This is a genomic window from Streptomyces sp. DH12 (assembly GCF_020873895.1).
GTDB lineage: Bacteria > Actinomycetota > Actinomycetes > Streptomycetales > Streptomycetaceae > Streptomyces.
Map to the genome: position 1 here is coordinate 76,994 of NZ_JAHWGT010000030.1, position 13,710 is coordinate 90,703.

A 13,710-nucleotide genomic window follows, 5' to 3' on the forward strand; every position below is an offset into this window, starting at 1 on the left:
GCCGCGCCGCGACCGCCGCGGAGCGGGCGCACTACCGTGGCCGGGTGCCCAGCAACAGAAACACGTTCTCGTTCGCGTCGCTCGCCGCCCGGCGCCGCCGGGTGCTGTCGGCCGTGGTGCACCGGGGCTGGCGCTGGGTGCAGGAGACCGGCGCGGTGACGGCCGAACGGCCCGGACCCCTGCGCTTCCGCCGCATCGGCGCCGGCACGAAGCTGGCGTTCCCCCAGGGCGCGGTCTTCGGCGAGGCGTGGATCGAGCTGGGCGAGTGCTGCATCATCGGCGAGCAGGTGACGCTCAGCGCCGGCATGCTGCCCGGCCTCGACCTCGGCCCCGACCCCGTGGTGAGTCTCGGTGACGGCGTGGTCCTCGGGCGGGGCAGCCACGTCGTGGCGGACGCGCCGGTGACCATCGGCCGGGACACCTTCTGCGGGCCGTACGTCTACATCACCTCGACCAACCACAGCTACGACGACCCGCACGAGCCGATCGGCCGGCAGTGGCCGCGCTCCGCCCCCGTGGAGATCGGTCCCGGCTGCTGGCTCGGCACGGGCGCGGTGGTCCTGCCGGGCGCGCGCCTCGGCCGCAACGTCGTCGTCGCGGCCGGAGCCGTCGTCCGGGGCGAGGTGCCCGACCACGCCGTGGTCGCCGGGGCGCCGGCCCGCGTCGTACGCCGCTGGGACCCCGACACCGGATGGCAGCCCCCGCTCCGCACGCCCCCGCCCGTACCGATTCCGGACCACGTCACCGCGGCGCAGCTGGCGGCGCTGGCCCACTGGGAGGGCCGCTGACGTGGGCCGGTGACGGGCATCTGACGCCGCACCCGCCCGCCCGGGGCCCGGCGCCACCCCGGCGGACCGTCTGACTGGCCGCCCTCCTGCGAGGACGCCCAGTATGGAGGGTGAGGTGGATGGCGAAGTGTCCAGCGAGGGTGGCGGCGCGGCTGGGGCTCCGGGACTGCGGGCTGACCCCGCGGGCGGAGCCCCCGGTGACCCCTGGCCGACCGGTGGCGCGCCGCCGCCGGCCGCCGGCCGGGCACTGATGTTCGCCGGGGCGACCCTGGCGGCCGTCTACGCGCCGAGCCGGGGCGGCAGGGAGCTGCGGCTCGTCGGTCCGGTGGGGGAGTCCGGCGTGCCGCCGGACTGGCCCGCCGGCTACGCCGTGTCGGGGCGGTCTGCCGTGGCCGACGCGTACCGCGGCGGACGCGCCCTGTGGTTCGGCCCCGACGAGCCGGCGGAGCGCCGCGCCGCCGTTCCCGGCACGGTCGCCGCGGACGCCCCGCTGGGTGTGCTGCCGATCGGCGCGGACGACCGGCGGCTCGGCTGCCTGGTCGTCGTCGACGACACCGGCGAGGGCTTCGACACCGACCGGCGCGCCTTCCTGGAGCTGTACGCCGAACAGGTCGCCGCCCGGATCGAGGCGGGCGCCGGCCCCGGCGCCGCGACCGGGCCGGGTACGGCGACCGGGCCGGGCGCCGCCCCGGGTACGCCGGGTGCGGCGGGCGGGGCGGGCCCGGGACGGGCCGGTGCGGCCCCGGTGGCGGAGGGCGGCCGGTTCCACGGCGGGCTGCTGCCCGACCACGCCCTGGCCACCGGACGGCTCGGCTCGTTCACCCTCGCCCTCCACTCCGGCCGCATCACCGCCGACCCGTGGATGCTGGAGCTGGTCGACATCGACCCCGGGGAGTTCGACGGCCGCGTGGAGACGCTCCTCGCGCACGCCGTCCCCGACGACCTGCCCACCCTGATGTCCCTCGTCGAGCCCGGCAAGGGCGCCCCGGCCAGCAGGGAGCTGGAGTTCCGGGTCCGCCGCCCCACCGGCGAGCTGCGCTGGCTGCGGCTGCGCTGCCGGGTGCTCGAGGACCCCTCGGGGCGGCCCGAGCGGGTCCTCGGCGTCGTCGTCGACGCCTCGTCGCTGCGCCCGGAGACCGACGAGGTCGCCCTCGTCCAGCGGCTGTCGGCCGCCCTCGCCGCCACGATGACCGCCCGCGACGTCGCTCTCGCCGTCGTCGAGGCACTGCGCGACCCGCTCGTGGGAGCCGACCGCGTCGCCGTCGCCGGGCTGGAGGCCGACCGGCTCGTCGTCACCGTCCTCGACCCTCCCGACCCGGCCGCCTGGCCGGACATCTGGCGCTCCGAGTGGCGCTCCGAGTGGCCCGACACCCCGCTGCGGGCGCTGCCCACCCTCGCCACCGCCCTCCGCGAGGTCCGGGTCGGCCTCTGCCCGGCGGGCGCGGAGCTCGAACCGGCGCTGGAGGGCGTCGGGCCCGGCGGGCTGGCCCTCCTGCCGCTGCCCGCCGAGGGCCGCGTCATCGGCGCGTGCCTCGCCGGCTGGGACGCCCCGCACGAGTTCGGCGCCGAGGAGCGCTCCCTGCTCACCGCGACCGCCGGGCTGGTGGGCCAGGCCCTGCGGCGCGCCCACGCCTTCGACGCCCAGCACGAACTCGCCACGACCCTCCAGCGCAGTCTGCTGCCCCGCCGGCTCCCCGCCCTCGCCGGCGGCGTCGCCGTGGCCCGCTACCTGCCCGCCATGGTCGGCCTTGAGGTGGGCGGCGACTGGTACGACGTCATCCCGCTCTCCGACAGCCGCGTCGGGCTCGTCATCGGCGACGTCCAGGGCCACAGCGCCGGGGCGGCCACCATCATGGGCCAGATCCGCACGGCGATCCGGGCGTACGCCGTGGAGGGCCACCCGCCGGACGTCGTCGTCTCGCACGCCAACCGGCTCCTCGTCGGCATGGAGACCGACCTCTTCGCCACCTGCTGCTACGTCGAACTCGACATGGAGGAGGGCGACGCCTGGATCGTCCGCGCCGGGCACCTCGCCCCGCTGCTGCGCCACCCGGACGGCTCCACGGAGGAGATCGACACCGAGGGCGGCCTCCCGCTCGGCATCCTGGCGGACGCCGACTACCCGATCACCGCCGCGGGGCTCGTCCCCGGCACGGTCCTCGCCCTCCTCACGGACGGGCTCGTCGAGTCCGCCTCCCTCCACCTGGAGGACGGCATGCGGCGGATGCGCGGGCTGCTGTCGGCGGCCGACCCGTCGGACGCCGGGCGCATGGCCGACGGGCTCCTCGGCGACGGCACCCGCCGCGACGACGACGTGGCCGTGCTCCTCCTGCGCTACGACGGGACGAGCGTGCGGCCCATCCGGGCCGGGTGGACCGTGTGGCGGCTGCCCGACGCCGTGATGCACGCGCGCCGCTTCACCGCCCGCACCCTGCGCGGCTGGGGCGTGGCCGAGGAGGCCGACGCGGCCCTGCTCGTCGTCTCCGAACTGGTCACCAACGCCCTGATCCACACCCAGGGCGCCGTCCGCCTCGACCTCACGCTCGCCGGCGACCGGATGCGGATCGCCGTGACCGACGCCTCGCCCCGGGCCCCCGCCAAGCCCGTCGTCGCCGACTGGGAGGCCACCGGGGGCCGCGGGCTCCTGCTGGTGGAGGCGATGTCCGCGACCTGGGGCTCGGTACCCGTCAGCGGCGGCAAGCAGGTGTGGAGCGAGTTCGTCGTCGCCCCGGTCCCCGCCGCCGCGTCCGGAACCGCGGGCGCCGCCACCGCCCCGCCCGGCGGCCCCTGAGGAGGAGGTGGACCCCGTGCTCCCCGTGCTCCCCCGGTGGCGCCGCCGGCGCGGCCGTCGCCGTACCGCCGTCGCCGCGGCGGTGTCCCTCGCGGTGGCCCTCGCCGCCTGCGGTACGGCCGACCAGGCGTACGTGGACGGCGGGCCGCGGCCCGAGACGGAGTTCACGCCCAGGATCGGCCTGCTGCTGCCCGACACCCACACGGCGCGGTGGGAGGCCTTCGACCGGCCGCTGTTCGAGGCGAAGGTCCATCAGCTGTGCCCCGGGTGCGGCGTCGAGTACGCCAACGCGCAGGGTGGCGTGGCGACCCAGAAGGCACAGGTCGAGACCATGATCACCAAGGGGGTCGACGTCCTCGTCCTCGACCCCGTCGACGCCGGCGCCCTCAGCTCCTCCGTACGCAAGGCGGACAGGGCGGGCGTCCCCGTCATCAGCTACGACCGGCTCGCGGAGGGCCCCGTCTCCGGTTACGTCTCCTTCGACGCCCGCCGGATCGGCAGGCTCCAGGGGCAGGCCCTGCTCACCGCCATGGGCCCGGCCGCCGACGGCGGGCAGATCGTCATGGTGAACGGCGACCCCGCCGACCCGAACGCGGCCGCGCTGGAGCGCGGCGCGCTGGACGTCCTGCGGGGCAAGGTCCGCGTCGGCAAGTCCTACGACACGGAGCAGTGGCGCCCGGAGAACGCCCACGCCGACATGACGGGCGCCGTCGCCGCGCTCGGCGCGGACGCCATCGACGGCGTGTACGCGGCCAACGACGGCCTCGCCGGCGCGGTCATCGCCTCGATGAAGGCCGACTTCATCAGCCCGCTCCCACCCGTGACCGGGCAGGACGCCGACCTCTCCGCCATCCGGCGCGTCCTGCGGGGCGAGCAGTACATGACGGTGTACAAGCCGTTCGCGCCGCAGGCCGAGGCCGCCGCCGCGATGGCCGTCGCCCTCGGCCGCGGCGACCCGCTGGACGCCGTCGCCCCGCACACGGCCGGCGACGGCACCGGCCGGCGGGTACCGGCCGTGCTGCTCACCCCGGTGCCCGTCACCGCCGCCACGGTCGGGGACACGGTCGTCCGGGACGGCATGTACACCGTCGCGCAGATCTGCACCCCGAAGTACGCGTCGGCGTGCGCCGAGGCCGGACTCACCGTGTAATCGGGCGGAGAGGAGGTGGTTCGCCGTGACGGTCCCGCCCCTGCTGTCGTTGCGCGGGATCTGCAAGCGCTTCGGCGCCGTCCAGGCCCTCGACGACGTGGAGCTGGAGGTCAGGGCCGGCGAGGTCGTCGCCCTCATGGGGGACAACGGCGCCGGCAAGTCCACCCTCGTCAAGGTGATCGCCGGGGTCGGCCCCGCCGACGCGGGCACCGTCGCCTGGGAGGGCCGCCCCGTCCGGATGAAACGGCCCCAGGACGCCCACGACCTCGGCATCGCGACCGTCTACCAGGACCTCGCGCTGTGCGACAACCTCGACGTGGTCGCCAACCTCTTCCTCGGCCGCGAGCCCTGCCGCGCCGGACTCCTCGACGAGGTCGGCATGGAGCGGCGCACCCGCGACCTGCTGGGGTCGCTCGCCATCCACGAACCGGACCTCAGGGCGCCGGTGGCCGCCCTGTCCGGCGGTGAGCGGCAGACCGTGGCGATCTCCCGCGCCCTCGTCGGCGAACCGAGGCTGCTGCTCCTCGACGAACCGACGGCGGCCCTCGGCGTCCAGCAGACCAGCCGCTTCCTCGACCTCGTCGAGTCGCTGCGCGACCGCGGCACCGGCGTGCTGCTGATCAGTCAGAACATGGGCGACATCAAGGCCGTCGCCGACCGCGTCGCCGTGCTGCACCTGGGCCGCAACAACGGCTTCTTCGACGTGAGCACCACCGCGCAGGAGCAGATCATCTCGGCCGTCACCGGCGTCACCACCCTCCATGGGGCGGGCCGCCGGCCACCCCACGCGCGCCGGGGCGAGCGGTGAACGCGCTCCGGCGGGCCCTCAGCGGCGGCGGCGGGGCGCTCGCCCGGCGTCTGAGCGGCGGCGAACTCGGGGCGCTGCCGGTCGTCGCCGCCGTCGTCGTGATCTGGACGGTCTTCCAGACCCTCAACTCCAACTTCCTCTCCCCGCGGAACCTCTCCAACCTCAGCGTCGACATCGTCGGCACCGGCATGATCGCCGTCGGGGTCGTCTTCGTCCTGCTGATCGGCGAGATCGACCTCTCCGTCGGCTCCGTCAGCGGGCTCGCCGCCGCGGTGTTCGCCGTGCTGAACGTGGAGCGCGGCGTCCCGGAGTGGCTCGCCGTCCTGGTCGCGGTGGTCGGCGGCGCCGTGGCCGGCTCGATCCACGGCTCCTTCGTGGCCCGGGCGGGCGCGCCGGCGTTCGTCGTCACCCTCGCCGGGCTGCTCGGCTGGAACGGGCTGATGCTCTTCGTCCTCGGCACCAGCGGCACCGTCAACCTCGACGAGGACGGGCTCGTCGCCAAGCTGACCGGCTTCTACTTCCACGACGTCGCCGCCGCGTACGCGCTGGCGGCGTTCGGCACCCTCGTCTGCTTCCTCGTCCACTACGGGGACCGCCGCCGGCGCCGGGCCGCGGGGCTGCCGCACCGGCGGCTCACGGAGGTGGCCGTACGGACCGGCGCGGTGGCGCTGGTGGCGTTCGCCGCCGCGCACGTCCTCAACCGGTTCCAGGGGCTGCCGCTGGCGCTGCTCGCCTTCCTCGCCGTCGTCGGGGGCCTCGACCTCCTCCTGCGCCGCACCCGGTACGGGCGGAGCGTCTACGCGCTCGGCGGCGGGATCGAGCCGGCCCGCCGCGCGGGGATCGACGTGGTGCGCGTACGGGTGTCGGTCTTCGTGCTGTCGGGGACGATGGCCGCGGTAGGCGGGCTGTTCCTCGCCTCGCGCATCACCTCGGCCGGCCAGACGTCCGGGTCGGGGCTGCTGCTGATGAACGCCATCGCCGCGGCCGTCATCGGCGGCACGAGCCTCTTCGGCGGGCGCGGCACCACCTGGTCCGCGCTGCTCGGCATGCTCGTCATCCAGTCGATCGCCTCCGGCATGTCCCTGCTCGGCATCCAGGCGGCCGTCCAGTTCATGGTCACCGGCTGCGTGCTGCTGGCGGCGGTGGTCCTGGACAGCCTGACGCGGCGCACCCGCCGGGAGCACGGCAGGGCCTGACCCGGCGAGGCCGCGGGGCGGGCGCCGGAGGCGGGCGGTGGTGCGGTGGGGCCGGGTCAGCCCAGGCCGAGTGCGGGGATCTCGATCGCGGGGCAGCGGTCCATCACCATGTCGAGGCCGGCCGCGCGCGTGCGCCGCCACGCGTCCTCGTCCACGACGCCGAGCTGGAACCAGACCGCCCGGGCGCCCTTCGCCACCGCCTCGTCGGCGATGGCGCCGGCCAGCGCGCTGTGGACGAAGACGTCCACCACGTCCACCGGGAACGGGATGTCGGCGAGGGTCGCGTACCCCTTCTCGCCGTGCACGGTCTCGGCCTTCGGGTGCACCGGCACGATGCGCTTGCCGAAGCGCTGGAGCACGGCGGCCACGCCGTACGCCGCGCGGGACCGGTTGCCTGACAGGCCGACCACGGCCCAGGTGTCGCCGGTCCGGTCGAGGATCCTGCGGACGGTCTCCGTGTCGCCGTACACGTGCGCTCTCCTGCCTGCCCGGGCCCGCCGGCTGGGGGCCGCCTCCCTGCGGGCAACCACGCCGCGTCCTCCGTCATTCCCCGCGCCGTCCGCCGCGCCGGCCCGGCCGGTCGACCGGAAGCGCGGCTCCGCGAGCCCGACGGGTGCGGGGCGGCGGCGGGAAAAGGCTTGGCCCGGAGGTCGGATAGTGGCACTATCTGTTTATAGGTAGTCCCACTATCCGCCCGCTGTCCGCCGAGGAGCCCCGCCGTGCCCACGATCCCCTGGACCACCTCCACCGCCCCGCCGCCGAACGCCACGGCCCACGTCATGGCCTCGCGCTTCGAGGTGCGGTCCCTGACCGACGTGCCCCGCTTCCTGATCCGGTCGTTCGCCGCCTGGCGCCAGGTCACCACCGCCCCGGGCGCCTACGGGGCCTCGCTCGTCGCCCGGCCGTTCCGGCGGACCTTCTACACCCTCTCCGCCTGGCGGGACCGCGACGCCCTGTACGCCTACGCCCGCGCCGAACCCCACCGGACGATCATGAGGGAGCTGCGCTCCACGGCCCGCGACTCGGCCTTCGCCCACTGGGAGACGACCACCGACGCCCTGCCCGTCCGCTGGGACGAGGCGTGGCGGCGCCTGGCGGAGGAAGCCACCCCCGGCGGCCGGTGAACCACCCCGTAGGGTGGCGGGATGCAGGAGCAGTACCGCACGGTGGCCCGCACGGGCGTGCACGAGACCGAGATCAACCGGTCGCGCTTCCTCTGCGCGCTCGCCCCCGCGGCCACCGAACGGGAGGCGCAGGACTTCGTCGCCCGCGTCCGCCGGGAGCACCCCACCGCCACCCACAACTGCTTCGCGTACGTGATCGGCGCCGACGCCGCCGTACAGCGGGCCAGTGACGACGGCGAGCCCGGCGGCACCGCCGGCGTGCCGATGCTCCAGATGCTCCTGCGGCGCGACGTCCGGTACGCCGTCGCTGTCGTCACCCGGTACTACGGCGGAGTGAAGCTCGGCGCCGGCGGGCTCATCCGCGCCTACGGCGGGGTCGTCGGCGAGGCGCTCGACGCCCTCGGCACGGTCACCCGCCGCCGCTACCGGATCGCCACCGTCACCGTCGACCACCAGCGCGCCGGCAAGCTCCAGAACGACCTGCGGGCCGCCGGCCGCGACATCCGCGATGTCCGCTACGCCGAGGCCGTCCGCATCGAGATCGGCCTGCCGGACGCGGACATCGACCCCTTCCGCGGCTGGCTCGCCGACGCGACGGCCGGCACCGCCGCCCTGGAGCTCGGCGGCGAGGCGTACGGCGACGGCTGACCCCGCCCACCCCCGCGGGCGTCCGCCTCCGCCGCGGAGCCGGCGGCCGGAGCAGGCACCGGTGGATGGCAGACTTGCCTACCGGCCCGGGTGGCGGACGAGTGGGACGGATGGGGGCGGAACGGCACCGTGAGACTGCTGCACACCTCGGACTGGCACCTCGGCCGGTCCTTCCACCGCGTCAGCCTCCTCGACGCCCAGGCCGCCTTCCTCGACCACCTCCTCGCCACGGTCCGCGAGCACGCCGTGGACGCGGTCCTGGTCGCCGGGGACGTCTACGACCGGGCCGTGCCCCCGCTCGCCGCCGTCGAGCTGTTCGACACCGCGCTGCACCGGCTCGCCGACGCGGGCGTCCGCACCGTGATGATCTCCGGCAACCACGACTCGGCCCGCCGCCTCGGCGTGGCATCAGGGCTCATCGAACGTGCCGGCGTCCACCTGCGGACCGACCCCGCCGGCATCGGCACGCCCGTCCTGCTGCCCGACCCGCCCCACGGCGACGTCGCCTGCTACGGGCTGCCCTACCTGGAACCGGCCCTGGCCCGCGACCCCCTCGGCGCGGCCGCCACCAGCCACCGCGCCGTCCTCGCCGCCGCCATGGACCGCGTCCGCGCCGACCTCGCGAACCGCCCCGCGGGCACCCGCTCGGTCGTCCTCGCCCACGCCTTCGTCGCCGGCGGCGAGGCCAGCGACAGCGAACGCGACATCACCGTCGGCGGTGTCGCAGCCGTTCCGGCGGACCTCTTCGACGGCGTCGACTACGTGGCCCTCGGCCATCTGCACGGCGCCCAGGCCCTCACCGACCGCGTCCGCTACTCCGGCTCGCCGCTCGCGTACTCCTTCTCCGAGTGGCGGCACCGCAAGACCACCTGGCTCGTCGACCTCGCGCCCGACGGCGGCGTCACCGCCGAGCGGATCGACTGCCCCGTACCGCGTCCCCTCGCCCGCCTCCGCGGCCCGCTCGACGACCTCCTCGCCGACCCGGGGCTCACCCGGTACGAGGACGCGTGGGTGGAGGCCACGCTCACCGACCCCGCGCGCCCCACCGACCCCATGGCGCGGCTCGCCGAACGCTTCCCCCACACGCTCGCCCTCGTCTTCGACCCCGAGCGCACCGAGGGCGACGGCGGGCCGCCCTCGTACGCCCTGCGGCTGCGCGGCCGCACCGACCAGCAGATCGCGGAGGACTTCGTGGCCCACGTCCGCGGCGGCGCCGCCCCCGACGCGCACGAGCGCGCGGCGCTGCACAGCGCCTTCGCCGACGTCCGCGCCGACGCCTCCGTACGCGAACGCGAGGTGGGCGGGTGAGGCTCCACCGGCTCCGCGTCACCGGCTTCGGCCCCTTCGGCACCGCGCAGGAGGTCGACTTCGACGCCCTCTCCGCAGCCGGCCTGTTCCTCCTCCACGGCCCGACCGGTGCGGGGAAGACCTCCGTCCTCGACGCCGTCTGCTTCGCCCTGTACGGCTCCGTGCCCGGCGCCCGCCAGGCCCCCGGCGCCACCCTGCGCAGCGACCACGCCGCGCCCGGCACCGCCACCGAGGTGGTCCTCGACCTCACGGTCGCCGGCCGCCGCCTGGAGGTCACCCGCCGGCCCGCCCAGCCCCGCCCCAAGAAGCGCGGCACCGGCTTCACCACCGAGAAGGCGCAGTCCTGGCTGCGCGAGTACGACCCCGCGACCGGCACCTGGACCGGCCTCAGCCGCTCCCACCAGGAGATCGGCGAGGAGGCCGCCCAGCTCGTCGGCATGAGCCGCGACCAGTTCTGCCAGGTCGTGCTGCTGCCGCAGGGCGACTTCTCCCGCTTCCTGCGTGCCGACGCCGAAGCCCGGGGCAAGCTCCTCGGCCGCCTCTTCGACACCCACCGCTTCGCCGCGGTGGAGGAGCGCCTCGCCGACCTGCGCCGCGCCGCCGAACAGCGGGTACGCGACGGCGACCAGCGGCTGCTCGCCCTGGCCCACCGCATGGCGCAGGCCGCGGGGGACGCCGCGGGCGACTGGCCCGCGGCCACCGGCGCGCCCGGCGAGCCCGGACTCGCCGAGGCCGTCCTCGGCTGGGCCGCGGTCGCCCGCTCCGGTGCCAGGGAGGCCCTCGACGCCGCCGGCCTCGCCCTCACCGCCGCCGAGTCCCGGCAGGCCGCCGCCCGCCGGGCCCTCGACGCCTGCCGGGAGCGCGCCGCCCGCCGCGCCCGTTACGAGGACGCCCGCCGCCGCGCCGCCGACCTCGACGCGCGCCGGCCCGAGCGGGACGCCTGGCAGCACCGGCTCGACCAGGCGCGCGCGGCGGAGCGCGTGGCCGGACCGCTCGCCCTGCGCGACGCCGCCCGGCGCGACCACGACGAGGCGGCCGCCGCCCACGCGCGCGCCCTCGCCGCCCTCCCCGCCGACCTGGCCCGCGCGGCCGCCGACCGGCTGACCGCCCTCGAACAGGCGCACCGCCAGGAGCTCGGCGGCCTCGACGCCGCCCGCCGCGCCGAGGAACGCGTCACGCTCCTCACCCGCGAGCGCGCCGACCTCGACCGGCAGGCCCGCGCCGACGACGAGGCCCTCCACGAGGCCGCCGCCTGGCTGGCCGGCTGGGAGGCGACCCGCCGCGGACTCGCCGCCCGGGTCGACGCCGCCCGGGAGGCCGCCACCCGCGCCGAGCACCTGGCGGGACGGCTGGCACCGGCACGCCGCCGACTGGCCGCCGCCCGCCGCCGCGACGCCCTCGCCCGGGACGCGGCTGCCGCCGAAACCGACCTCGCAGCCGCCAGGGACCGGGCCAACACGGCCCACGAGACCTGGCTCGACCTGCGCGAACGCCGACTGCGGGGGATCGCCGCGGAACTCGCCACCCACCTCGCCGACGGCGCGCCCTGCGCCGTCTGCGGCTCCGCCGACCACCCGCGCCCCGCCCGGCCCACCGCCGACCACGTCGACCGCGCGGCCGAGGCGGCGGCGTACGAGGCGCACACCCGCGCCGCCGAGTCCCGCGCCGCCGCCGAACGCGCCCTGGCGGCCCTCGGCGAGGCCCTGGCCGCCGCGGCGGCCGAGGCGAGGGACCCGGACGGCGCCGGGCAGGACGGTCCCGGGCAGGACGGCGCCGGGCAGGACGGTCCCGGGCAGGACGGCGCCGGGCAGGGCGGTCCCGGGCAGGACGGTTCCGGGCAGGACGGTCCCTGGGAGCCCGCCGCCCGCCCTACCGTGCCCCGCCCCACCGCGTCCCCCGAGGCGCCCGCCGCCCCCGCGACGGCTGGGGAGCCCGCCGCCTCCGCGTCGCAAACGGGCGCCGCGTCCCCGTCCCCGTCCGCCGCCGCGTCCCCGTCCGCCTCCGCCGCCGCGTCCCCGTCCGGTGTCGCCGTGCTCGCCCTCACCGGGCCGACCGCCGCCGAACTGGCCGAGGCGGTCGCCGACCTCGAACGGCGGCACGCGGAGGCGTACGAGCTGGCCGCCGCCGCCCACACCGCCCGGGAGGAGCTCGAACGGGCCGAGGGCGAGCACGCCCGGCGCCTCGACGCGCACCGGCAGGCGGAGGTGCGGGCCGCCGCCAGGGCGTCCCGCCGCGAGGCTCTCGACCAGGAACAGGCCGCCCTGGAGGCGGAGATCGCCCGGATCCTCGGCGACGGGCGCGACACGGTCGCGCGGTGGCAGGCCGAGCTGGAGCACCGCATCGCCGCCCTCGCCGCGGCCGCCGGGGCCGTACGGGCCGCGGGGACCGCCGCCCGGCGGCTGGAGGAGGCGGAGGACCGGCTCGCCGAAGCCGCCCGCGGCGCCGGCTTCCCCAGCCCGCGGGCCGCCGCGGACGCCCTCCTCGACGGCGACCGGCAGCGCGAACTCCAGCGCCGCGTCGACGCCTGGCAGGCCGAGGCCGCCGCCGTCGCCGACCGGCTCGCCGAGGACGGCGCGCGCGAGGCCGCCGAGGGCCCGCCCCCCGACCTGCCCGCAGCCCTCGCCGCCCACGACGCCGCCGAGCGCGCCGTCCGGGCCGCCGCCACCGCCCTGTCCGCGCACCGCGAACGGTGCGCCGAACTGGACCGCCTGTCCGCCCGGGCGGACGAGGAGGTCCGCCGGCTGGGCCCGCTGCGCGCCGAGTACGACCGGGTGGCCCGGCTCGCCGCGCTCACCGCCGGCACGTCCGCCGAGAACGAGCGGCGGATGCGCCTGGAGTCGTACGTCCTCGCCGCCCGGCTCGAACAGGTCGCCGCCGCCGCCACGGAGCGCCTCCAGCGCATGTCCTCGGGCCGCTACACGCTCGTCCACTCCGACGCGCGCTCCGGCGGTCGGCGCGCCGGCCTCGGCCTGCACGTCGTCGACGCGTGGACGGGCAGCGAACGCGACACGGCCACCCTCTCCGGCGGGGAGACGTTCTTCGCGTCGCTCGCACTGGCCCTCGGCCTCGCCGACGTCGTCACCGACGAGGCGGGCGGCGTCCGTCTGGACACCCTCTTCATCGACGAGGGGTTCGGCAGCCTCGACGACCAGACCCTCGACGAGGTGCTGGACGTCCTCGACGCGCTGCGCGAGCGGGACCGCAGCGTCGGCATCGTCAGCCACGTCCCCGACCTGCGCCGCCGCATCCCCGCACAACTGGAGGTCGTCAAGGGGCGCGACGGCTCCCGGATCCGCCTCCGGGCCGGGACGGGCCTCAGCGGCTGACGGGGCGGCGCCGCAGCGGGGAGGAGTACACGACGCTCGTCGTCACCGACCCGAGGGCGCCGATCCTCCCGGCCACCTGCTCCAGGTGCGCCATCGAGCGGGCCGCGACCTTCAGCACGAAGCAGTCGTCCCCCGTGACGTGGTGTGCCTCCAGCACCTCGGGGGTCGTCGCCAACAGGTCGTGGAACGGCTTGTAGTTGCCGTTCGGGTAGCGCAGCCGGACGAAGGCGAGGATCGGCAGACCCAGCCGCTCGTGGTCCACGACCGCCGTGTAGCCGGAGATGATCCCGGCCTCCTCCATCCGGCGGACCCGCTCGGTCACGGCGCTCGCCGACATCGACACGGTCCGCGCCAGCTCGGCGAAGCTCGCCCGGCCCTCCTCCTGGAGGGCCTGGAGTATGCGCCAGTCGGTGGCGTCCGGTGATTGTCCCGTCATGCACGAGGAATAGCAGGGCTTTCCCCGGCGGTTCAAGCCCCGGGCCGGGGATCGTCACTTCTCCGCGATGATCCGCCGACCGTAGGTTCTTGCCATGACCACCACCACGGACCCCGCGTCCGCCCCCACGTCCCC

The 13,710-nt window shown here is 76.9% G+C and carries 11 protein-coding genes; 9 read left to right on the forward strand and 2 right to left on the reverse strand.

Annotated features, from left to right (window positions below; genetic code table 11):
* The first annotated feature begins 44 nt into the window (after positions 1-44).
* The 5 genes from LPA54_RS24825 to LPA54_RS24845 all read left to right on the forward strand — a co-directional run bounded on the left by LPA54_RS24825 (position 45) and on the right by LPA54_RS24845 (position 6,733).
* Positions 45-788 carry a DapH/DapD/GlmU-related protein gene (locus LPA54_RS24825; RefSeq protein ID WP_228981583.1) on the forward strand — a complete coding sequence of 248 codons (744 nt, stop codon included), beginning with the start codon at positions 45-47 and terminating at the stop codon, positions 786-788.
* Between the two features lie 250 nt (positions 789-1,038).
* Positions 1,039-3,579: a SpoIIE family protein phosphatase gene (locus LPA54_RS24830; protein WP_228981614.1), complete on the forward strand. Its 2,541-nt coding sequence runs from the start codon at positions 1,039-1,041 to the stop codon at positions 3,577-3,579.
* 16 nt (positions 3,580-3,595) lie between these two features.
* Positions 3,596-4,729, forward strand: a complete 1,134-nt coding sequence (locus LPA54_RS24835) for a sugar ABC transporter substrate-binding protein (RefSeq protein WP_228981585.1) — start codon at positions 3,596-3,598, stop codon at positions 4,727-4,729.
* Between the two features lie 25 nt (positions 4,730-4,754).
* Entirely contained in the window at positions 4,755-5,537 is a 783-nt protein-coding gene (locus LPA54_RS24840; RefSeq protein WP_228981588.1) for an ATP-binding cassette domain-containing protein, read from the forward strand.
* Entirely contained in the window at positions 5,534-6,733 is a 1,200-nt protein-coding gene (locus LPA54_RS24845) for a sugar ABC transporter permease (RefSeq protein WP_228981590.1), read from the forward strand. The genes LPA54_RS24840 and LPA54_RS24845 overlap by 4 nt, the downstream gene beginning before the upstream one ends.
* Before the next feature lie 56 nt (positions 6,734-6,789).
* Here LPA54_RS24845 and LPA54_RS24850 read toward each other — a convergent pair whose 3' ends face one another.
* Positions 6,790-7,203: a CoA-binding protein gene (locus LPA54_RS24850; protein WP_228981592.1), complete on the reverse strand. Its 414-nt coding sequence runs from the start codon at positions 7,201-7,203 to the stop codon at positions 6,790-6,792.
* A 249-nt stretch (positions 7,204-7,452) separates the two neighbouring features.
* Here LPA54_RS24850 and LPA54_RS24855 point away from each other — a divergent pair, with 249 nt between their 5' ends.
* The 4 genes from LPA54_RS24855 (at position 7,453) to LPA54_RS24870 (ending at position 13,139) form a co-directional block, all read left to right on the forward strand.
* On the forward strand, positions 7,453-7,857 hold the full coding sequence (locus tag LPA54_RS24855; protein ID WP_228981594.1) for a DUF4188 domain-containing protein: 405 nt from the start codon (positions 7,453-7,455) through the stop codon (positions 7,855-7,857).
* Between the two features lie 21 nt (positions 7,858-7,878).
* On the forward strand, positions 7,879-8,505 hold the full coding sequence (locus LPA54_RS24860; protein WP_228981596.1) for a YigZ family protein: 627 nt from the start codon (positions 7,879-7,881) through the stop codon (positions 8,503-8,505).
* A 129-nt stretch (positions 8,506-8,634) separates the two neighbouring features.
* Positions 8,635-9,813 carry an exonuclease SbcCD subunit D gene (locus tag LPA54_RS24865; RefSeq protein WP_228981598.1) on the forward strand — a complete coding sequence of 393 codons (1,179 nt, stop codon included), beginning with the start codon at positions 8,635-8,637 and terminating at the stop codon, positions 9,811-9,813.
* The gene (locus LPA54_RS24870) at positions 9,810-13,139 is read left to right on the forward strand and encodes an AAA family ATPase (protein ID WP_228981600.1); all 3,330 of its coding nucleotides are present in this window, start codon (positions 9,810-9,812) and stop codon (positions 13,137-13,139) included. Before LPA54_RS24865 ends, LPA54_RS24870 begins: the two co-directional genes overlap by 4 nt.
* Here LPA54_RS24870 and LPA54_RS24875 read toward each other — a convergent pair.
* Entirely contained in the window at positions 13,129-13,575 is a 447-nt protein-coding gene (locus LPA54_RS24875; RefSeq protein WP_228981602.1) for an Lrp/AsnC family transcriptional regulator, read from the reverse strand. The two genes, LPA54_RS24870 and LPA54_RS24875, sit on opposite strands and share 11 nt — an antisense overlap.
* Between the last annotated feature and the right edge of the window lie 135 nt (positions 13,576-13,710).

Bases quoted from the DNA above. Each gene is read 5' to 3' on its own strand.
- LPA54_RS24830 (WP_228981614.1), top strand. From the start codon at position 1,039: ATGTTCGCCGGGGCGACCCTGGCGGCCGTCTACGCGCCGAGCCGGGGC.
- LPA54_RS24875 (WP_228981602.1), bottom strand. From the start codon at position 13,575: ATGACGGGACAATCACCGGACGCCACCGACTGGCGCATACTCCAGGCC.
- LPA54_RS24860 (WP_228981596.1), top strand. From the start codon at position 7,879: ATGCAGGAGCAGTACCGCACGGTGGCCCGCACGGGCGTGCACGAGACC.